At 73.7% G+C, this 19,077-nt stretch carries 20 protein-coding genes; 10 read left to right on the top strand and 10 right to left on the bottom strand.

From position 1 onward, the window contains the following. Positions 1–9 precede the first annotated feature (9 nt). Complete coding sequence (locus tag ABT369_RS48455; RefSeq protein ID WP_350623777.1) at positions 10–1,470, bottom strand: cryptochrome/photolyase family protein; 1,461 nt, start codon at positions 1,468–1,470, stop codon at positions 10–12. A 165-nt stretch (positions 1,471–1,635) separates the two neighbouring features. On the opposite strand from ABT369_RS48455, the gene ABT369_RS48450 reads away from it, so the two are divergent. Further along, positions 1,636–2,457 carry an RNA polymerase sigma factor SigF gene (locus tag ABT369_RS48450; RefSeq protein WP_350623775.1) on the top strand — a complete coding sequence of 274 codons (822 nt, stop codon included), beginning with the start codon at positions 1,636–1,638 and terminating at the stop codon, positions 2,455–2,457. A gap of 84 nt (positions 2,458–2,541) precedes the next feature. Beyond that, on the top strand, positions 2,542–2,745 hold the full coding sequence (locus ABT369_RS48445) for a cold-shock protein (RefSeq protein WP_350623773.1): 204 nt from the start codon (positions 2,542–2,544) through the stop codon (positions 2,743–2,745). Positions 2,746–2,827: 82 nt separating this feature from the next. Here the strand turns inward: ABT369_RS48445 and ABT369_RS48440 are convergent, their stop codons facing one another. Next, positions 2,828–4,018, bottom strand: coding sequence for a right-handed parallel beta-helix repeat-containing protein (locus ABT369_RS48440; protein WP_350623772.1), 1,191 nt, complete (start codon positions 4,016–4,018; stop codon positions 2,828–2,830). Between the two features lie 327 nt (positions 4,019–4,345). Here ABT369_RS48440 and ABT369_RS48435 point away from each other — a divergent pair, with 327 nt between their 5' ends. Both ABT369_RS48435 and ABT369_RS48430 read left to right on the top strand, forming a co-directional pair. Beyond that, positions 4,346–5,518 carry a nucleoside 2-deoxyribosyltransferase domain-containing protein gene (locus tag ABT369_RS48435; protein ID WP_350623769.1) on the top strand — a complete coding sequence of 391 codons (1,173 nt, stop codon included), beginning with the start codon at positions 4,346–4,348 and terminating at the stop codon, positions 5,516–5,518. A 3-nt stretch (positions 5,519–5,521) separates the two neighbouring features. Beyond that, positions 5,522–5,698, top strand: coding sequence for a hypothetical protein (locus tag ABT369_RS48430; protein ID WP_350623767.1), 177 nt, complete (start codon positions 5,522–5,524; stop codon positions 5,696–5,698). On the opposite strand, the gene ABT369_RS48425 is transcribed toward ABT369_RS48430, so the two are convergent. Genes ABT369_RS48425 through ABT369_RS48395 form a run of 7 tightly spaced genes read right to left on the bottom strand, consistent with a single transcriptional unit; the run spans position 5,692 to position 12,187 of the window. Beyond that, positions 5,692–6,441, bottom strand: coding sequence for an ABC transporter permease (locus ABT369_RS48425; protein ID WP_350623765.1), 750 nt, complete (start codon positions 6,439–6,441; stop codon positions 5,692–5,694). The two genes, ABT369_RS48430 and ABT369_RS48425, sit on opposite strands and share 7 nt — an antisense overlap. Next, positions 6,438–7,448 carry an aliphatic sulfonate ABC transporter substrate-binding protein gene (locus ABT369_RS48420; RefSeq protein WP_350623763.1) on the bottom strand — a complete coding sequence of 337 codons (1,011 nt, stop codon included), beginning with the start codon at positions 7,446–7,448 and terminating at the stop codon, positions 6,438–6,440. The genes ABT369_RS48425 and ABT369_RS48420 overlap by 4 nt, the downstream gene beginning before the upstream one ends. Further along, positions 7,445–8,236 (bottom strand): ABC transporter ATP-binding protein, encoded by a 792-nt coding sequence (locus ABT369_RS48415; RefSeq protein WP_350623760.1) that lies wholly within the window; start codon positions 8,234–8,236, stop codon positions 7,445–7,447. Before ABT369_RS48415 ends, ABT369_RS48420 begins: the two co-directional genes overlap by 4 nt. Before the next feature lie 44 nt (positions 8,237–8,280). Then, positions 8,281–9,426 (bottom strand): family 4 glycosyl hydrolase, encoded by a 1,146-nt coding sequence (locus tag ABT369_RS48410; protein ID WP_350623758.1) that lies wholly within the window; start codon positions 9,424–9,426, stop codon positions 8,281–8,283. After that, positions 9,423–10,418, bottom strand: coding sequence for a carbohydrate kinase family protein (locus ABT369_RS48405; protein WP_350623756.1), 996 nt, complete (start codon positions 10,416–10,418; stop codon positions 9,423–9,425). Before ABT369_RS48405 ends, ABT369_RS48410 begins: the two co-directional genes overlap by 4 nt. Positions 10,419–10,437: 19 nt before the next feature. After that, positions 10,438–11,649 carry an NAD(P)-binding domain-containing protein gene (locus ABT369_RS48400; protein ID WP_350623755.1) on the bottom strand — a complete coding sequence of 404 codons (1,212 nt, stop codon included), beginning with the start codon at positions 11,647–11,649 and terminating at the stop codon, positions 10,438–10,440. Next, complete coding sequence (locus ABT369_RS48395) at positions 11,642–12,187, bottom strand: OsmC family protein (RefSeq protein ID WP_350623753.1); 546 nt, start codon at positions 12,185–12,187, stop codon at positions 11,642–11,644. The genes ABT369_RS48400 and ABT369_RS48395 overlap by 8 nt, the downstream gene beginning before the upstream one ends. 73 nt (positions 12,188–12,260) lie before the next feature. Here ABT369_RS48395 and metX point away from each other — a divergent pair, with 73 nt between their 5' ends. The 3 genes from metX to ABT369_RS48380 are packed head-to-tail and all read left to right on the top strand — an operon-like array spanning position 12,261 to position 15,237. After that, positions 12,261–13,448, top strand: a complete 1,188-nt coding sequence (metX, locus tag ABT369_RS48390; protein WP_350623751.1) for a homoserine O-acetyltransferase MetX — start codon at positions 12,261–12,263, stop codon at positions 13,446–13,448. Further along, positions 13,445–14,758, top strand: a complete 1,314-nt coding sequence (locus ABT369_RS48385) for an O-acetylhomoserine aminocarboxypropyltransferase/cysteine synthase family protein (protein WP_350623749.1) — start codon at positions 13,445–13,447, stop codon at positions 14,756–14,758. The genes metX and ABT369_RS48385 overlap by 4 nt, the downstream gene beginning before the upstream one ends. After that, complete coding sequence (locus ABT369_RS48380; protein WP_350623747.1) at positions 14,758–15,237, top strand: CoA-binding protein; 480 nt, start codon at positions 14,758–14,760, stop codon at positions 15,235–15,237. The genes ABT369_RS48385 and ABT369_RS48380 overlap by 1 nt, the downstream gene beginning before the upstream one ends. A gap of 3 nt (positions 15,238–15,240) precedes the next feature. Here the strand turns inward: ABT369_RS48380 and ABT369_RS48375 are convergent, their stop codons facing one another. Continuing rightward, on the bottom strand, positions 15,241–15,687 hold the full coding sequence (locus ABT369_RS48375; RefSeq protein ID WP_350623745.1) for an Lrp/AsnC family transcriptional regulator: 447 nt from the start codon (positions 15,685–15,687) through the stop codon (positions 15,241–15,243). 94 nt (positions 15,688–15,781) lie between these two features. Between ABT369_RS48375 and ABT369_RS48370 the strand changes: the two genes are divergently transcribed. From ABT369_RS48370 to ABT369_RS48360, 3 genes are read left to right on the top strand one after another with little or no spacing between them, the layout of a single operon-like run. Continuing rightward, positions 15,782–17,053: a PhzF family phenazine biosynthesis isomerase gene (locus ABT369_RS48370; RefSeq protein ID WP_350623743.1), complete on the top strand. Its 1,272-nt coding sequence runs from the start codon at positions 15,782–15,784 to the stop codon at positions 17,051–17,053. 12 nt (positions 17,054–17,065) lie between these two features. After that, a complete protein-coding gene (locus tag ABT369_RS48365; protein WP_350623742.1) occupies positions 17,066–18,382 on the top strand; it encodes a DNA polymerase IV in 1,317 nt (438 codons plus the stop codon). 16 nt (positions 18,383–18,398) lie between these two features. Further along, on the top strand, positions 18,399–18,938 hold the full coding sequence (locus tag ABT369_RS48360; RefSeq protein WP_350623740.1) for a GNAT family N-acetyltransferase: 540 nt from the start codon (positions 18,399–18,401) through the stop codon (positions 18,936–18,938). The last annotated feature ends 139 nt before the right edge of the window (positions 18,939–19,077 follow it).

Genomic DNA, 19,077 nt, shown 5'->3' with positions numbered 1-19,077 from the left:
AGAAGTCTGCTAGAAGACACTGCGGCGGCTCTCGGCCGCGGCGATCGCCGGGATGTCGTCGAGGCGGTCCAGCTGGGCCAGGGGCTGCCGGAGCCGGTGGTTGCCCGCCAGCTGCTCCCGGTGGTGGTGCAGGAAGGCCCAGTAGCCGGCGGTGTACGGGCACGCGTCGGGGCCGTCGCGGTGGCGGGGGTCGAACGCGCAGCCGCCGCAGTAGTCGCTCATGCGGTTGATGTAGGCGCCGCCGGCCGCGTAGGGCTTGGTGACGAGCCGGCCGCCGTCGGCGTACTGGCTCATCCCGATCACGTTGGGCGTCATCACCCACGGGTACCCGTCGACGAAGCACCGCGCGAACCAGTCGGCCACCGCGCCCGGGTGCCAATCCCGCTGCAGCGCCAGGTTGCCCAGCACCATGAGCCGCTGGATGTGGTGCACCCAGCCGGTGTCGCGGACCCGGGTGAGCACGTCGCGCAGGCACGCCGAGGTGAGCGCGTCCGGGTCGAGGTCCGCGAACCAGGCGGGCAGCCGGCGGCGGGCCTTGAGCGCGTCGCGGTGGGCGTACCGGGGGCCGAAGTACCAGTAGCAGTGCCACACGTAGTCCCGCCAGCCGAGGATCTGCCGGACGAACCCCTCGACGCCGGCGAGCGGGGCGGCGCCGCGGCGGAACTCGGCCTCGGCCCGCCGCACCACGTCGAGGGGGTCGAGCAGCCCGAGGTTGAGGCTCGCCGAGAGCAGCGAGTGGGCCATGAGCGGGTCGTCGCGCAGCATCGCGTCCTCGTGCGGGCCGAACGCGGGCAGCCGGTGCTCGAGGAAGTGGGCCAGGCGCGCCTCGGCCTCGGCCGCGGTGACCGGGAACCGCCGCGGCCCGTCCCGCCCGACGAACGCGATGCCGTCGTCGCGCTCCCAGCGGTCGAGCTCGGCGCGGACCCGCTCGTCGATGTCGTCCTCGGCGATCGGCGGCGGTGGCGCCAGCCCGAGCCCGGCCGCCCCGCGCGGCGGCGGTTGCCGGTTCTCGGCGTCGAAGTTCCAGCGCCCGCCGGCCGGTTCGGCGCCGTCCATGAGGATGCCGTGGCGCTGCCGGGCGTCGCGGTAGTAGTCCTCGAGCAGCAGCCGGGGCCGCCCGTCGGCCCAGCGCACGAAGTCTCCCGGCTCGGTGATGAACCCGCGCGGGGGCAGCAGGGTGGCGTTGCCGATGCTACTGACCAGGTCGCGGGCCGGGCGCGAGGTCGGGTGGCAGACCTCGACGGGCTCGGTGCCGACCGCGTCCCGGTAGCGCTCGGCGACCACGAGCTCGGCCCGGTCGCCGAGCTCGGCGGCCCGGTGGCGCAGGGCGGACAGGACCAGGTGGGCCTTCTGCCGGTGGTACACCCGCCGCCGGAACACACCCTTGGAGATCACGAGCAGGACGGGCTGGGCGACGTCGTCGAGAAAGTGCGGCCCCAGTTGGTCCGCGAACAGCCAGCGCCGCTTCATGCCCGCGATTCTCCTGGTGCGGGGCCCGAGCCCGCGCGAAAGCCGCAGGTTACCACCCGTTCGGAATCGACGCACAATTCGACGCAACAGTTGTTGTGCTTCGAGATCGGCGTTACGGTCGAGATCAGAACTACAGCCCCCCGCTCCGCGTGAGGTCCCTCGTCCATGACCACCGACATGCACACCGATATGCACACCCGATCCGCCCCGACGTCGGCCGCAGCGCGCCGCCGGGGCGAGGACGCCGAGGCCCTGGCCCTGCTCAGCCTCCTCGCCGACCTGCCCGAAGGCGCGGACCGCGGCCGGGTCCGCGCCCGAGTCATCGAGATCTACCTGCCGCTGGCCGGCCACCTCGCCGCCCGTTTCCGCAACCGCGGCGAGCAGCAGGACGACCTCGTCCAGGTCGCGACCGTCGGCCTCATCAAGGCCGTCGACCGCTTCGACCCCGCCCACGGCGCCGCCTTCATCGGCTACGCGATCCCCACCATCACCGGCGAGCTCAAGCGCCACTTCCGCGACCGCTGCTGGGACGTGCGGGTGCCCCGCCGCGTCCAGGAGACCCGCCTGCGCATCAACCGCGTGGTCGGCGAGCTGACCCAGCGCCTGGGCCGCTCCCCCACGGTCGCCGACCTGGCCGCGGCGCTCGACGTGAGCGAGGAGGACGTGATCGAGGCCCTGGACGCCGGTCGCGCGTACCGCGCGCTGAGCCTCGACGCCCCCGCCACGACGGAGGCCGACGGCCCGACCGACCTGGGCAACATGCTCGGCGAGCCGGACGCGGCCCTGGAGCGGTTCGAGACCCGCGAGGCCCTGCGGCCCCTGCTGGCCCGCCTCCCCGAGCGCGAACAGCGGATCATCGCGATGCGCTTCTTCGGCAACCGCACCCAGACCCAGATCGCCGCCGAGCTCGGCCTGTCCCAGATGCACATCTCGCGCCTGCTGGCCAAGACCCTGCACACGCTGCGCGGCCAGCTCACCCGCGGCTGAACGGGCCGCGATTCCCCCGCAGTGGGGAAAGCCACGGCCCGCGGCGGCCGGTAGCGTGAAGATCCCAGGCATCAGGAGGACAGCGTGGCCAGCGGTACCGTGAAATGGTTCAACTCCGAGAAGGGCTTCGGCTTCATCCAGCAGGATGGCGGTGGCCCCGACGTCTTCGTCCACTTCTCGGCGATCGTCGGCACCGGCTACCGCGGCCTGGAGGACGGGCAGAAGGTGGAGTACGAAGTCGCCCAAGGCCCGAAGGGCCCACAGGCGGAGAACGTGCGCCCCGTCTGAGCGCAGCCCCCCGCGACAGGAGTGCCGCATGCCGTGACCGTGCGGCACTCCCGCGGGGCTGTGCCCAGTCAGATCCGCCCCGTCAGATCCGCGCGCCGACCGCCTGGCCGTTCGACGGCACCAGGAAGCTCGACGACGCGATGCTCCCGTCGGCGGCACGCGGGCCGGTGATGACGGACTGGTCGGTGCTCTGCAACGGCCACGAGCCGCCGATGTTCCACGAGTTGCCCGACGCGCTCGACGAGCCCAGCGCCACCGCGGTCTTGTTGCCCACGGCCAGGTTCGCGGTCAGCTTCGAGGTGGATCCGCCGTCGAAGTCGAAGCCGGTCTTGGCGTTGTTCCAGGCGGTGTCCCGGCTCACGGTGATGGTGCCGGTGTTGCCGTTGTCGGTGAAGCCGTGCGCGGCGTTGGCGAACGACATGCTGTTGGTGACCGCGTGGTTCGCCGCGGGGCCGGTGCCGCCGCTGCCGCCGAGCTTGAAGCCGTTGCCGTCGCCGGAGAAACCGGGGATGTTCCAGCGGTTGTAGCCGTTGCCGTAGGCGATGGTGTTCTGGATCGTCACCGGCGAGGTGAACATCCACAGGTCGAGGCCGTCGTCCACGTTGTTCCACAGCCGGGCGCCGCGCACCACGTTGCCGGAGCCGCCGCCCTCCTTGATGCCGAGCCCGTCGGCGCTCTCGCCGTTCTTGCGCGGGTCGCGGTTGTTGTAGCTGTCCAGGTTCAGGATCTGGTTGTTCGCCGAGCTGCCCTGCAGCTGGAAGCCGGTCTCGTAGTTGTCGTGGGTCGACAGCCGCTCGAACGTGTTGTTGTTGCAGTTGGCGCAGTAGACCGCGTACGGGCCGTGCACGATCTCGAGCCCGGCGATGCGCCAGTAGGAGGCCTCCATGTGGATGGCGCCGCGCTGCGCGGCGGGGATGGTCGAGCCGACGGCGCCCGGGGTGTAGGCCAGGGCCTCGCCGTCGACGGTCACCTTCTCGCCGTTGTACGCCGTGAGCGTGATCGGCGCCGACGAGGTGCCGCTCTTGGTGATCTGGATGTTGGCGGTCAGCGCGTACGTGCCGCCGCGAACCGCGATCGTGCCGCCGGCGGAGACGAGGCCGATCGCCTTCTGGATCGTGGCCAGCGGGGCGGCGAGGGTGCCGGGGTTGGCGTCGGAGCCGTTGACGGCCACGTAGAGGGCGGTCGCGGCGGCGCCGGCGGGCGCCGGGGTCGCGAGGATGCCCGCGGCCGTCGCCAGGGCGGCGGCCGCGAGCCCGTGAAGGTACCGATGCATGGTCTCCTCCTTGAGGAAAACGCTTTCCTCGCGGAGGCTAGGCCGGGCATCGATCGATGTCAAAGCACTGGGAAACTTACAGCGGCGGGGTCGGGCGGCGGCTGGAGACGAGGATCCGGTTCCAGACGTTGATGATGCCGATCGCCAGGACCAGGTTCGCGACCTCCTCGTCGGACCAGTGCGCGGGCCCCGTCCCACACCTCGTCGGACACCCCGTCCTCGCCCAGCCGCGTCAGGGCGTCGGTGAGCGCGAACGCTTGACCCACTCCATGCGCTGTTCCGTATGTTGTTCCAACGGGTCGCGGCCCGTTTGTAGGCTCTCGTCCCATGGCCGCTGAGATCGTCGTCGTCACCCCGCCCGAGGAGCCGCCCTCCTCCTGGGACGCCGCGCTGTTCCTGGCCGGGCCGACCCCGCGCGCCCCCGAGGTGGCGAGCTGGCGGCCCGAGGCCATCGAGCTGCTGCGCGAGCGCTGGACCGGCGGCCGGCTCGTGGTCTTCTCCCCCGAGCCCGCGACCGGGGTCGTGCGCGACTACACCGGGCAGATCGCCTGGGAGGAGGCCGGGCTGCACCTCGCGGACCGGATCGTCTTCTGGGTGCCCCGCGACCTGGCCACGATGCCCGCGTTCACCACCAACGTCGAGTGGGGCACCTGGCACCGCAGCGGCAAGGCCGTCTTCGGCGCCCCGCCGCAGTCCCCGCGCAACCGCTACCTCTTCGCCGGCGCCCGGGCCGAGCACGTGCCCACCGCCACGTCCCTGCCCGAGACGCTGGACCTGGCCCTCGAGGGCCTGGCGCCGGGCGCGCACCGCGGCGAGGGCGAGCGCGAGGTGCCCCTGACGGTGTGGCGGACGAGCAGTTTCCAGCGCTGGTACCGCGCCCAGTCCGAGGCCGGCAACGAGCTGCTCGGCGCCCGGGTGGAGTGGGTGTTCCGCCGCGGCCCGGGCCGGCGGCAGGTGGTGTACTGGGCCCTGCGCACGAACGTCCGCGTGGCCGCCGAGCACCGGGTGAAGACCGGGCAGATCGTGCTGTCGCGGCCGGATCTGTCCAGCGTCGTGCTGTACCGGCGCGCGCCGACGCTGGAGGAGACCCTCGTGGTGCTGGTCCGCGAGTTCCGCTCCACGGCCGCGACCGGCGACGGCTTCATCCACGAGCTGCCGGGCGGCGCGGGCCCCGACGACGTGCCCGCGCTCGACCAGGCCGCCGCCGAGGTCCGCGAGGAGACCGGCCTGACCCTGCCCGCGTCCCGGCTGCGCTCCCACGGCAGCCGCCAGGTCGCCGGCACCCTCTCCGCCCACCGCGCGCACCTGTTCTCGGCCGAGCTGACCGGCACCGAGGTCGCGGCGCTGCGCGCGGCGGCGGACACCCCGTTCGGCGAGCCCGGGACGACGGAGCGGACCTGGGTGGAGCTGTGGACCTACGCCGAGATCCGCGACGCGAACCTGGTCGACTGGTCCACCCTCGGCATGCTGGCCCAGGTGCTCGACGGCCGTAGGGTGTGATCGATGACGGATCTGTATTTCCGGGTGCGCCTCGCCGTCGTGGCCGGCTTCGCGGGCGGCGCGCTGGCGGCGATGCTGCTGCCGGGCCGCTACCGGGGCTGGGCCGCGCTCGCGGCGGCGCTGATCGGGATCCTCGCCCCGTTCGTGTACGTCCGGTGGCGCCGCCGTCGTCGTCAGTAGTGCACGAACCGGGCCCGTTCGACGAGGGCGAGCGCCGAGTCGGTGGCCTTGCCGATGACGGCGAGCAGCACGATCGCCAGCAGCATGACGTCGGTTCGGCCGGTGTTCTGGCTGTCGATGAGCAGGAAGCCCAGGCCCATCGAGGACGCGATCAGCTCGGCCGCGACCAGGAACAGCCAGCTCTGCGCCAGCCCGAGCCGCAGGCCCGACACGACAGCCGGCAGGGCCGCGGGGAACAGCACCGTGCCCAGCAGCGTCGCGCCCGACCGGCCGTACGCGCGGCCGACCTCCACCAGGTGCGGGTCGACCCTGGCGAGGGCGGCGGCGACCGTGGAGTACACCGGGAAGAACGCCCCGATCGCGACCAGCACGATCTTCGGGGTCTCGTCGATGCCGAGCCAGAGCAGCAGCAGCGGCACCCAGGCGAGCGAGGGCACGGCCCGCAGCGCCTGGATCGTCGGGCTCAGGAGCGCCTGGGCCGCGCGGGACAGGCCGACCAGGCCGCCGAGGGCGAGGCCGGCCACCGAGCCCGCCGCGAAGCCGACGAGGACCCGCTGGACGCTGATCGCGATGTGGTGGCCGAGCTCGCCGCGCCGGGCGAGCTGCCCGAGCGCGGCGAGGACGTCCGCGGGCGGGGGCAGCTGGCTCGCGGACCACACGCCGCTCGCGCTCGCGGCCTGCCACGCGCCCAGCAGGAGCACCGGCACGACCGCGCCGGCCAGAAGCGCCCAGGAGCGTCTCACTTCGCGCGGGCCCGGGCGAACCGCGGCTCGAAGAGCGACTCGAGCGCCTGCCGGCCGTCCTCGGCGGTCTTGATGTTGCCGTCCGCGACGAGCACCGGCAGGATCGTCTCCAGGACCTTGCGCTGGGCCTCCCCCGGCACCGGGTCGACGTCGAGGGCGGTCCGCTCGGTGAGCACGAGCCTGGCCACCGCCGGGGAGACCTTGGACTCGCGGGCGAGCAGGTCGACGGCCGGGCCGGGGTTGGCCGCGATCCAGGCCTTGGCCTTCTCGTAGGCGTCGACGACGAGCTGGGCCACGGCCGGGTACTTCGCCAGGAAGGCCTCGCGGGCGTTGAGGGTGCCGTAGGAGTTGAAGGCCTTGTTGCGGTAGATGAGCTTCGAGCCGCTGTCGACCTGGGTCTGGGCCATGATCGGGTCGAGGCCGGCCCAGGCGTCGACGTCGCCGCGTTCCAAGGCCGCCTTGCCGTCGGCGTGCTGCAGGTTCACCACCTCGACGTCCTTCGGCGTCAGGCCGGCCTGCTGGAGGGACTGGAGGAGGAAGAAGTACGGGTCAGTGCCCTTCGTCGCCGCGACCTTCCTGCCCTTGAGCTGCGCGACGGTGGTGATCGGGGAGTCGCGGCCGACGACGATCGCGGCCCACTCGGGCTGGCTGTAGATCGACACGACCTTGATCGGGGTGGCGTTCGCCCGGGCCAGCAGCGCCGCGGCGCCCGCGGTCGAGCCGAAGTCGACGGCCTCGGCGCGCAGCGACTCGTTCGCCTTGTTGCTGCCGGCCGACAGGACCCACGTCACCTTGGTGCCCTTGGCCTGCAACTCCTGCTCGAGCCACCGCTGCTCCCGCAGGACCAGGCTGGCCGGGTTGTAGTAGGCGTAGTCGAGGCGCAGCTCCGCCGGGGCGTCGCCCCCGCTCGCGGGCGGCGGCGCAGCGGGCGCGCTGTGCTCGCCCTCCACGCAGCCGGACGTGAACAGGGCGGCGGCCACGGCGAGGGCGAGGGCGGCGCGTTTCATCGGGGATCCTCCGTGATCGGGGGCACGCCCAGCCGGGCGAGCAGGTCGGCGCGCAGGGTCGCGAGCACGGCGTCGCCCCGGTCGCGCGGGCGCTCACCGGGAACGTCGAGGGCGTGCACGATGGCGGCGCCCGGGCGGCCGGGCTCCGAGCCGAGCAGGACCACGCGGTCGGCCAGGCGCAGGGCCTCGTCGACGTCGTGGGTGACGAGCAGGACCGTCGTGCCGGTGCGGCGCTGCACCCCGTCCACGAGGTCCTGCATGCGCAGCCGGGTGAGCGCGTCCAGCGCCGCGAACGGCTCGTCGAGCAGGAGCACCCCGGGCCGGCGGGCCAGGGCGCGGGCGAGCGCGGTGCGCTGGGCCATGCCGCCGGAGACCTGCCGCGGCCGGTGCCGCGCGAAGCCGGCGAGCCCGACGACGTCGAGCAGCTCGGCGACCTCGGCCCGGGACCGGGCCCGCGGGGTGCCCCGGGGCAGGCCGTAGGCGACATTGGCGGCGAGGGTGCGCCACGGCAGCAGGCGCGGCTCCTGGAACATCACGGCGCAGCGGGTCTCGATGCCGCGCACCGGGCGCCCGTCGACGGTGACGGTCCCGGCGGTGGGGTGCTCGAGGCCGGCGACGAGCCGCAGGAGCGTCGACTTGCCGCTGCCGGACGCGCCGAGGATGGCCACGACCCGCCCGGCCGGCAGATCCAGGTCGATGTCGCGCAGCACGACGTGCCCGGCCCAGCGCCGACCGGCGCCGCGCAGCCCGACGGGCACGGCGTCGGTCGCGAGGGGTGCGATCGTCACGCGGGCATATTACCTATAAGATCGATAGAGTAAATAGAGAAATCTCAGCGCAGGTACGCCAGCTCGGGGAAGGCGCGACGGTACGCGGCCAGGAGGCGATCGGCGATCGCGTCGGAGGCGACCAGCGGGTGGATGGCGAACGCCCGGCGGGCCGCGGCCGCCGAGCCCGTCGCCGCCGCCTCCAGGACCGCGCGCTCGCTCGCCTTCACCGCGGCGGTCAGCGCGGCCTGGCCGGCGTCCAGCGGGGTGACGGGCAGCGGCCGGGCGCCGGCCGTGTCCACGGCGCACGGCACCTCGACGACCGCGTCGGGGTCCAGGTGCGGCAGGGAGCCGCGGTTGCGCACGTCGAGGATGAGCCGGGCCGGGCCGCCGCCGGTGAGGGCGCGCATCAGGGCCAGCGCGATGTCCTCGTAGCCGCCGGTCGACGGGCCGGCGGCGAAGTACGTGGCGTCCCGCTCCGCCCGCACGCCGTCCCAGGTGGACAGCGCGTCGGCGGCCGGGTCGGCGAGCTGACGGTACAACCGCTGCTGTTGCTCCTGGAGGAACTCGCCGCGGGTCGGGCCGGTCGGCGACGCGAGCGGGTCCTTGTAGTAGTGGAGGTATTCGTTCGGGATCGAACGACCGTCCACGCGGAGCCAGCCGAGGTGGTTCAGGCCCGCGTAGTCGAACGCGTCGAAGCGGCGGCACAGCGAGGCGGGCGAGTCGCAGATGCCGATCACGCGGTCGCCGAGGTGGGCGGCCATCGCCTCGGTCACCAAGCCGGCCGGGTTGGTGAAGTTGACGACCCACGCCCCGGGGGCGACCTCGGCGATCCGGCGGGCGAAACCGGCGGCCACCGGCACGGTCCGCAGGCCGAAGGACACGCCGCCCGCGCCGACGGTCTCCTGGCCGAGCACGCCCTCGGCGATCGCGATCCGCTCGTCCAGGACCCGGCCGGCGAGCCCGTGCACGCGGATCGCCGAGAACACGACGTCGGCGCCGGTGAGCGCGGCGGTGAGGTCGGTGGTCGCGGTCACCCGGGGCGCGGCGGCGATGCCGCGGGCCTGGGCGGCCAGCACCCGCTCGATGGCCGCGAGCCGGCCGGCGTCGGTGTCGAACAGCGTCACGGTGTCGACCAGCGGGTCCCGCAGCAGCGCGCGGTGGATGAGCGGCACCCGGAAGCCGCCCCCGCCGAGGATCGTGAGCCTCATGCGGCATCGGGGAGCCGGGCGATGGTCGCCATCGCGCGGCGGGCCCGGCTCAGGTCGCCGCTCGGGATGAGGTCGTCGAGGAAGCCGTAGGCCTCATCGCGGGTCGCCGCCCGCCACGCGGCGATGTCGCCCCAGCCCGGCGCCGACAGCGAGCCGCCGAAGTGGCGCACCGACAGCGCGGCGACGAGGTTGGCGAAGGCGAGGCGCTCCCGCAGCGGGCGCTGCCACAGGGTCGCGGCGATGAAGCCGGCGTTGAACACGTCGCCGGCGCCGGTCGGGTCGAGGGCCTCCACCGGCACCGCCGGGGCGGCGACGATCTCGCCGGTCGACGCGTCGATGGCCAGGGCCCCCTCCGCGCCGCAGGTGACCACGGCCAGCGGCACCCGGTCGGCGAGCCGGCGCAGCGCGGCCCGCGGGGTGTCGGTGCGGGTGTAGTGCATCGCCTCGCCCGCGTTGGGCAGGAAGGCGTGGCAGTCCTCGAGCAGGTCCAGGGCCGCGGCCGGCCAGGCGGCGGTGTCGTCCCAGCCGACGTTGGCGAAGACCAGCGTGCCGGCCCGGGCGGCGCGGCGGACCCACGGCAGGCGCTCGCCGGTCAGGCTCACCGCGGCCGCCGTGGCCGCGGGCAGCTCCCCGACGAGGCCGCCGGGGCGCGCGGGGGCCGGGTGGGCGTGGCTGATCATGCTGCGGTCGCGCTCGTAGGCCAGCGACACCGTCACCGGCGAGTGCCAGTCCTCGAAGCTGCGCGACGGGCCGAGGTCGATGCCCTGCTCGCGCAGCACGTCGCGGCAGAACTCGCCGTAGGCGTCGGTGCTGAACGCCGCGCCCAGGCCCGTCCGCAGGCCCAGGCGCGCGGCGGCGACCGCCAGGTTGGCGATGCCGCCCGGCGACGAGCCCATGCCCGGCGCCCACGTCTCCTCCCCCGGCCGCGGCAGCCGCCGCAGCCCGGTGAAGACGATGTCGAGGTAGACGTCACCGGACACGAAGAGGTCCATGGCGACAACCATATGCCGGTTAAGCCGATCGGCCCAGTAGGGAATCGGCAAGATGATCTGTGACCTCCCGCGCGTCGTCCTCGATCCCGTGGATGAAGGTCGACTTGCGCCGGCGCAGGACGGGCAGGCCCAGCGCGTACAGCCCGGGGACCCCCTCGACCAGCCCGCCGTCGTGGCGGAGCCGGCCCTTGGCGTCGACCACGGGCACGTCCAGCCAGCCGTACTCGGGCCGGAATCCGGTCGCCCAGACCACCGTGCGGATCTCGCCGCCGGTGAGGTCGAGCTGCAGCCGCGGCCGGGCCGGCACCCGGGTCGGCTCGGGCCGCTCGTCGGACGGGTCGCCGGCCCACGCGTCGAAGGTGTCCAGCAGCCGCGCGAGCTTGAGGTCGGCGAGGGAGAACAGGTTGCGCAGGCCGCCCGAGAACAGCGCCCGGCCGTCGCGCAGCGCGGCCCACCGCCCCACGAGCTCGACGCCCATGTCGGTCAGCGCGTTGAGGTCGAGGGTGCGGCGCTTCTCGTCGCCGACGAGCTGCGGCGAGGAGAGCTTGCGGGCCCGCTCCAGGTCGTCGATCTCGTCGTGGCGCTGGTCCCACACGCCGGCCGCGTCCATCCACCACAGGACGTCCTTGCCGCGGTACAGGCGGGGCATGCGCACGTGCTCGCCCACGGACAGGGTGACCTTGCGGCCGGAGCGGTGCAGCTCGGCCGCCAGTTGCACGCCGGTCGCCGAGGCGCCCACGACGAGCACGCCGCCCTCGGGCAGGTCGGCCGGCCCGCGGTACGAATGCGGCGTGATCTGCGTGATCGAGGGCGGCAGGGCGGCCGCGAACGCCGGGACGACCGGCGTGTTGCAGGCGCCGCTGGCGATGATGACCGCGCGAGCCCGCAGATCGCCGTTGATCGAGAAGCCGTCGTCGCCGGCGCGCAGCGAGGTGACCTCGAAGCCCGTGCGCACCGGCGCGGGCTCGGCGAACCGGTCGATGAACGACGCCACCTCGGCGCTGGTCATGTACCCGTCGGGGTCCGGGCCGTCGTAGGACTGGCCCGGCAGCCGGGTCAGCCAGTTCGGGGTCAGCAGCCGCAGCGAGTCCCACCGCTCGTGCCGCCACGAGTTCGCGACCTCGCCGCGCTCCAGCACGACGTGGTCGATGGATCGCCGGCGCAGGAAGTGACTCGCCGCGAGGCCGGCGTGACCGGCCCCGACGACGACCGCGGTGACGTGCTCAGGCAACTTCGACCGTGACGTCGGTCGGGTTGGTGAGGGCGTCGAAGACGGCGGAGCGCTTCTGCGACTGCGCGACGAGGGCCTCGATCTCCTGGCGGGAGGCGTCGGCGTCGATGTTGAACGTCACCTTGATGCCCTCGTAGCCGTTGCGCACGTCCCCGTCGCCGAGGATGCCGCGGATGTCGTGCTGGCCCTCGACGTGGGCCTCGACCGAGCGCAGCTGGATGCCCCGGTTCTGCGCGACGCTCGCCACACCCGCGGTGAGGCACCCGGCGAGGCCGACCAGGAGATACTCGATCGGCGTGATGCCGTTGTCCTCGGCGGCGAAGACGGCGGGGTGGTCGGCCTCGAAGGTCGACTGCGCCTTGTGGGTCTGCTCCTGGCCGAGGCCGAAGAACTTCTCGATGGTGGTGGTGCTGTGCACGCCGTGGTCCCAGCGCGAGGACGCACGCCAGGTGAACTGGGCGGCCTCGGGCGCGTCCTTGAGCGCCTGGCGAGCGTCCAGCAGGGCCTGGACGTTGACGCCGTTGTCGGCTGTCGTCATATCGTGTGCTCTCCTCTACGGTACCGAGCTACCCATTATGCTGGTCCGATTACCTATAACACCCACTAGGGCGATGGACAATACACTGATAGTCGAGACGCAGTACCTCGACCTGCCGGACCCGGTCCAGCTTGACTGCGGCCGCGAGCTGCACCCGGTGCGGGTCGCGTATGAGACATACGGCAACCTTGCTCCCGAACGGGACAACGTGATCCTCGTGTGCCACGCCCTGAGCGGCGACGCGCACGCGGCCGGCCTGTCGGCGAGCCCGTCCGAGGCCGGCACGCGGGACGGTTTCGCGGCCGAGGATCGCGACGGCATCGCCGGGAAAGCTCTCGGATGGTGGGACGGCATGATCGGCCCCGGGAAGGCGTTCGACACCGACCGGTACTTCGTCGTGTGCACGAACCTGCTCGGCGGCTGCCGCGGCACCACCGGCCCGGGCTCGGTGAACCCGGAGACCGGCCGGCCGTACGGATCGGACTTTCCGGTCATCACTGTCGCCGACATGGTCCGCACCGAGCGCGCCCTGCTGCGCGAGCTCGGCATCCAGCGGCTCGCCGCGGTCGCCGGCGGGTCGCTGGGCGGGATGCAGGCCCTCGAGTGGGCGGTGCTCTACCCGGACGAGGTCGACGCGATCGTCGTGATCGCCAGCACTCACGGGCTGCACCCGCAGGGCGTGGCCTGGAACTTCATCGCCCGCGAGTCCATCATGGGCGACCCCGCGTGGCAGGGTGGTCACTATCACGGCACCGGCCGGGCGCCCGACGCCGGCATGGGCGTGGCGCGGATGGTGGGGCACATCACCTACCTGTCCGCGCCCGCGCTGGAGGACCGCTTCGGCCGCCGGCTGCAGTTCGCCGACGACATCCGGCACACCATCGCCGAGCCGGAGTACCAGGTCGAGAGCTACCTGCGCCACCAGGCCGGCTCCTTCGTGCGGCGCTTCGACGCGAACACCTACCTCTACCTCTCGCGGGCGCTGACGTACTTCGACCTGGCCCGCGAGCACGGCGACGGCTCGCTGGCCAAGGCGCTGGCCGAGGTGCGGGCGCGCACGCTGCTCATCGCGTTCAGCTCCGACTGGCTGTATCCGCCGAGCGCCTCGCAGGACATCGAGGCCGCCCTGGCCGAGCACGGGCTGCCGGTAGAGTTCCACCTGATCGAGGCGCCCTACGGCCACGACTGCTTCCTGCTGGAAGAGGCCCGGCAGACGCCCATCATCCGCCGGTTCCTCGGCGAGGAAGGCACAGGCGAGTGAGCGACGAATTCCGCGCCGAGCGGGAGCACGACTTCGGCTTCGAGACCCGGCAGCTGCATGCCGGGCAGCGGCCCGACCCGAACACGGGCGCCCGGGCGGTGCCGATCTTCCAGACGACGAGCTACGTGTTCGAGGACCCCGAGTCCGCGGCCGCGTACTTCAACCTGCAGGAATACGGCAACACGTACTCCCGCATCATGAACCCGACCGTCGCCGTCTTCGAGGAGCGGGTCGCCAACCTGGAGGGCGGCACGGGCGCGGTCGCGTTCGCCAGCGGGATCGCGGCCCAGGCCGCCGCCCTGTTCACGCTGCTCGAGCCCGGGGACCACGTGGTGTCCTCCTCGGCGCTGTACGGCGGCACCGTGAACCAGCTCAAGCACCTCCTGCGCAAGATGACCGTCGAGCTGACCTGGGTCGACCCCGACGACCCGGACGCGTGGCGGGCCGCGGTGCGCCCGAACACGAAGGCGTTCTTCGCCGAGACCATCGGCAACCCGGCCGGCAACGTGCTCGACATCGAAACCGTCGCCGGAATCGCCCACGAGCACGGGCTGCCGCTCATCGTGGACAACACGTTCGCCACGCCCTACCTGTGCCGGCCGATCGAGTGGGGCGCCGACATCGTCGTGCACTCGGCGACGAAGTTCATCGGCGGGCACGGCACGAGCATCGGCGGGGTGGTCGTCGAGGCGGGCACCTTCGACTGGTCCAACGGGCGGTTCCCGGTCATCGCCGATCCGTCGCCGGCCTACCACGGGCTGCAGTTCCACGAGACCTTCGGCGCCTACGGGTACCTCATGAAGCTGCGCGCCGAGACCCTGCGCGACCTCGGCGGGGCGCTCTCGCCGTTCAACGCGTTCCTGTTCCTGCAGGGCCTGGAGACGCTCTCGCTGCGCATGGAGCGGCATGTCACCAACGCGCTGGCGGTCGCGGAGTTCCTCCAGGCGCACGAGCTGGCGAGCAACGTGACCTACGCGGGCCTGCCCGGCAGCAAGTACCGGGCGCTGGTCGACAAGTACCTGCCGCGCGGTGCCGGGGCGGTCTTCTCGTTCGACTGCGCCGGGGGCCGCGAGGGCGGGCAGAACCTCATCCGCGGCGTGACCCTCTGGTCGCACCTGGCCAACGTCGGCGACGCCAAGAGCCTCGTCATCCACCCCGCCAGCACGACCCACCGCCAGCTCAGCGACGCCGAGCTGGCCGCGTCCGGGGTCGGGCCCGGCACGGTGCGACTGTCGGTGGGCACCGAGAGTGTCGCGGACCTGCTCTGGGACCTCGAGCAGGGCTTCACCTACGTCACCAAGGCGGCCTGATGGACCCCCAGCGCTTCCAGGACCCGACCACGATCCAGCGCGTCCTGCACACCGCACGCACCGTGGCGATCGTCGGCCTGTCCGCCAACGAACTGCGGGCGAGCTACTTCGTCGGCTACTACCTCAAGCGCCACGGCTACACGGTGATCCCGGTCAACCCGCGCGAGCCGCGGATCCTCGGCGAGACGAGCTACCCGAGCCTCGCCGAGGTGCCGGTGCCGATCGACGTCGTGAACGTGTTCCGCGCCCCGGCCGCTGTGCCGGGCATCGCGCGCGAGGCGGTGGCCGTGGGCGCGAAGGCGCTGTGGTGCCAGTTCGGCGTGATCAGCGACGAGGGCTCGGCGATCGCGGCGGACGCGGGGCTGGACGTGGTCGTGGACCGGTGCGTGAAGATCGAGCATGCGCGGTACGTCGGGCGCATGCACTGGCTCGGCTTCAACACCCAGCGGATCACCTCGGTCCGCACCGGCCTGCAGTGAAGATCAGCGACCCGGGACGGCTCGGTCGACCACGACCTCGTAGACGAGATCCGTGGTGATGGAGCCGACCCGGGCCAGCTCGCCCGTGATGCGGGCCAGGTCCGGCATGTCCGCGGCCAGCACCTCGGCGACGTAGCAGGCCTCGCCGGTCACCCGCACGCACCGCACGATCTGCGGCTCGCGGGCCAGCACCGCGGCGACCTGGTCGTAGCGCTCACCGTGGACCTTCATCCGCACGACCGCCCGCAGCGGCAGCCCGCACGCGGCCGGGTCGACCCGCGCCGTGTAGCCGGTGATGACGCCGCGCTCCTCCAGGCTCAGCAACCGGACCCGGGTCGCGGACGCGCCGAGGTGGATCGCGGCGGCCAGGGCGGTCAGCGACGCCCGGGCGTCCTGCTGCAGCGCGGCGATCAGCCGCCGGTCGATGTCGTCGAGCGCGCCTGCGGTCATCGCGGCAATCTACCGCGGAATCCACGGCTCCCATCCGGGTCCGCCGCACGATCGGGCTGCCCGCGACCGCGCGCCGCCCCGTAGCGTCGTGGCCATGACCGAGTTCGCCTACGTCGACGTCTTCGCCGCCGCTCCGCTGACCGGCGCGCCGCTCACCCTCGTCCCGGACGCCGACGGGCTCAGCGACGCGCAGCTGCGGGCGATCGCGCGGGAGTTCAACCAGTCCGAGACCACGTTCGTGCTGCGCAGCGACGTTGCCACCCGCCGGCTCCGGTCGTTCACCCCGACCGGCGAGGAGGTCTTCGGGGCCGGGCACAACGCGCTGGGCGCCTGGCTGTGGCTGGCCGAGTCGCTGCTGGAGGGCGACTCGGCCACGTTCCACCAGCAGATCGGCGCCGACATTCTGCCGGTGTACGCCCAGCGCCGCGACGACGGCCGGATCGTCATCAGCATGGAGCAGTCGCCGCCGGTCTTCGGGGCCTCCGTGGCGGACCGGGCCGGGCTGGCCGCCGCGCTCGGGCTCGGCGAGGACGACCTGGTGCCCGACCGGGCCCCGCGGGTCGTCTCGACGGGCGCCGGGCACCTGCTCGTGCCGGTGCGCTCCCGCACGGCCGTCGACCGGGCCGCGGTGCACGCCGACGCGCTCGTGGCCGCCCTGCGCGCCGTCGGTGGCGAGGGCTGTTACGTCTTCACCCTGGAGTCCGGCGTCTACGCCCGGTTCTTCAACCCCGCCATGGGCATCCCCGAGGACCCGGCCACCGGCACGGCCGCCGGCCCCCTCGCCGCGCTGCTCGTCGCCGACGGGCTCGCCGGGCCGGACGTCGTGATCGAGCAGGGCCACGCGATGGGCCGCCCGAGCCGGATCCTCGTCACCGTCGACGGCCCGCGGGTCCTGGTGCGCGGCTCCGGCGTCGTCACCGCGGCGGGGACGCTCACGATCGGCCCGCGCCCGCCGGTCAGCGCCGATGACGAGCGGTTCCTGCTCCGCGCGATCGAGCTCGCCACCCGGGCCCGGGCCGCCGGCGAGGCGCCGTTCGGGTCGCTGCTGGTCGACGCGGCGGGAACGGTGCTGGCCGAGGAGCACAACACCGTCGCCTCCGACGGGGACATCACCGCGCACCCGGAGCTCAAGCTGGCCCGCTGGGCCGCCCGGCATCTGGCGCCCGCGGCCGCGGCGGAGGTCACGATGTACACCTCGTGCCAGCCGTGCGGCATGTGCACGGGCGCGATCGACCGCTCCGGCCTAGGCCGGGTCGTCTACGCGCTGTCCACCGCCCAGCTCGGCCGCCGGCTCGCGACGGTCGCGCAGGACGGCCCGGCCCTGCACGCGTCGGCGCGGGCCGCCGTCGAAGGGTTCTACGCCTGACAGAATGGCCTGGTGAGGCGCGAGGCGAGCATCATGCATCTCGACCTCGACGCCGCGTTCGCGAGCATCGAGCAGCGGGACAAGCCGTCGCTGCGCGGCCGGCCGGTCGTCGTGGGCGGGATCGCCGGGCGCGGGGTGGTGGCGACCGCGTCGTACGAGGCGCGGGCGTTCGGCGTCCGCTCCGCGATGCCGACGTCGGAGGCGCGGCGGCGCCTGCCGAGCGGGGCGGCCTATCTGTCGCCGCGCTTCGAGGCGTACCGGCGCACCAGCCAGGTCGTGATGGAGGTGCTCCGCGAGGTCTCCCCGCTGGTCGAGCAGGTCTCGATCGACGAGGCGTTCGTCGACCTGGCCGCGGGCGGCCACGACTGCGCGGTGCCCGCCGTCACCGAGCTGGCCCGCGGCATCAAGGCGCGCATCGCCGCCGCGACCGGCGGGGTGACCGGCTCGGTCGGCATCGGCACGTCGAAGCTCGTCGCGAAGATCGCCTCCGACCTCGACAAGCCCGATGGCCTGACGGTCGTCGGCCCGGGCTCGGAGCTGACGGTGCTGCACCCCCTGCCCGTGACCAAGCTGTGGGGCGTGGGCCCGGCGACCGCGGAGCGGCTGCGCCAGGCCGGCATCCGCACCATCGGCGAGCTGGCCGCCCGCGACCTGGTCGACCTCCTGGCGTGGTTCGGCCAGGCCCACGGCAACGGCCTGTTCCGCCTGGCCCGAGCCGACGACGACCGCGCCCTGGTGCCGGAGCGCGACACCAAGTCCGTCTCGGCCGAGGAGACCTTCGGCACCGACGTGGCCGACCGCGCCCGCCTGGAGCGCGAGCTGGACCTGCTGGCCGACCGCGTGGCCCGGCGCCTGCAGGCGGCGGGCCTGTCCGGCCGGACGGTGACGGTGAAGGCCCGCTACTTCGACTTCACCACGATCACCCGCTCGGCGACCCGCGACCAGCCGACCGACGAGCCGCGCGCCGTGGTGGAGGTGGCCCGGCGCCTGCTCGCCGACATCGACGTGACCGGCGGCCTGCGCCTGCTCGGCGTCGGGGTCTCCGCGCTGTCGGAGTTCGCCCAGGACACGCTCTTCCCCATCGGAGGGGCGCCGGCGGTCGTGGACTCGGCCGCCCCGGAGCCGGTCGCCGCCGAGCCCGTCGACACCGAATGGCGCACCGGCCAGGACGTGCGCCACGACGAGCACGGCCCCGGCTGGGTGTGGGGCGCGGGCCTGGGCCGGGTGACGGTGCGCTTCGAGGGCCCGCTGACGCCCCCGGGCCCGGTGCGCACCTTCAAGGCCGACGACCCCGCGCTGCACCGCGCGCCCCCACCGGACTGGCGCTGACCGATATCGTCCTGGTGTGCCCGCGCTCAGCCCGCCCACCGCAGACGTCCACGAGTCGTTCCTGGCCGCCATGGCCGAGTTCGTCGCCGAGGGTCGCGGCGGCCCCGACGACCACAGCATGATCGCGCACGAGCTGCGGGAGTTCTCCCCGTCCTGGGCCTCGCCCACGGGCTTCGCCGGCTACGTGTCGGCGCTGCGCGCGCAGGCGCAGGAGGAGACGCCCCGGCCCGAGGGATTCGTCCCGTCGACCTCCCTGTGGTGGGCCGAGGGCGCCGACTACTACGGACGGCTCGCGATCCGCCACCGCCTCACCCCGCACCTGCTGGAGGGCGGCGGCCACATCGGCTACGACGTCCGCCCGACGGCCCGGCGCCGGGGCTACGCGACGCGGATGCTGCGGGCGGCGCTGCCGATCGCGCGCTCCCTGGGCATCGAGACCGCCCTGCTCACCTGCGACACGACGAACACCGTCTCCCGGCGCGTCATCGAGGCGAACGGCGGCGTGCTGGAGGACGAGCGCGGCGGCACGCTCCGCTTCTGGGTGCCGACCGCCTGACGCGCACGGCCGCCCGCCGGCCCGGGGGGGCCCGGGGGGGGGGGGGGGGCGGGGGGGGGGGGGCGCCCGGGGGGGGGGCGGGGCCCCAGGGGGACACCCCCCCCCCCCAGAAAGGGGGGCGCAGGGGCCAAACAAAGGG

Source organism: Dactylosporangium sp. NPDC000244 (assembly GCF_040300725.1).
Classification (GTDB): domain Bacteria; phylum Actinomycetota; class Actinomycetes; order Mycobacteriales; family Micromonosporaceae; genus Dactylosporangium.
This window is presented reverse-complemented; position numbering and strand designations above follow the sequence as displayed.

Coding starts and splice junctions, on each gene's coding strand:
- ABT369_RS48430 (WP_350623767.1), top strand. CDS start 5,522: ATGACGGATCTGTATTTCCGGGTGCGCCTCGCCGTCGTGGCCGGCTTC.
- metX (WP_350623751.1), top strand. CDS start 12,261: ATGGACAATACACTGATAGTCGAGACGCAGTACCTCGACCTGCCGGAC.
- ABT369_RS48420 (WP_350623763.1), bottom strand. CDS start 7,448: ATGAAACGCGCCGCCCTCGCCCTCGCCGTGGCCGCCGCCCTGTTCACG.
- ABT369_RS48455 (WP_350623777.1), bottom strand. CDS start 1,470: ATGAAGCGGCGCTGGCTGTTCGCGGACCAACTGGGGCCGCACTTTCTC.
- ABT369_RS48435 (WP_350623769.1), top strand. CDS start 4,346: ATGGCCGCTGAGATCGTCGTCGTCACCCCGCCCGAGGAGCCGCCCTCC.
- ABT369_RS48395 (WP_350623753.1), bottom strand. CDS start 12,187: ATGACGACAGCCGACAACGGCGTCAACGTCCAGGCCCTGCTGGACGCT.
- ABT369_RS48375 (WP_350623745.1), bottom strand. CDS start 15,687: ATGACCGCAGGCGCGCTCGACGACATCGACCGGCGGCTGATCGCCGCG.
- ABT369_RS48450 (WP_350623775.1), top strand. CDS start 1,636: ATGACCACCGACATGCACACCGATATGCACACCCGATCCGCCCCGACG.
- ABT369_RS48440 (WP_350623772.1), bottom strand. CDS start 4,018: ATGCATCGGTACCTTCACGGGCTCGCGGCCGCCGCCCTGGCGACGGCC.
- ABT369_RS48370 (WP_350623743.1), top strand. CDS start 15,782: ATGACCGAGTTCGCCTACGTCGACGTCTTCGCCGCCGCTCCGCTGACC.
- ABT369_RS48380 (WP_350623747.1), top strand. CDS start 14,758: ATGGACCCCCAGCGCTTCCAGGACCCGACCACGATCCAGCGCGTCCTG.
- ABT369_RS48405 (WP_350623756.1), bottom strand. CDS start 10,418: ATGGACCTCTTCGTGTCCGGTGACGTCTACCTCGACATCGTCTTCACC.
- ABT369_RS48410 (WP_350623758.1), bottom strand. CDS start 9,426: ATGAGGCTCACGATCCTCGGCGGGGGCGGCTTCCGGGTGCCGCTCATC.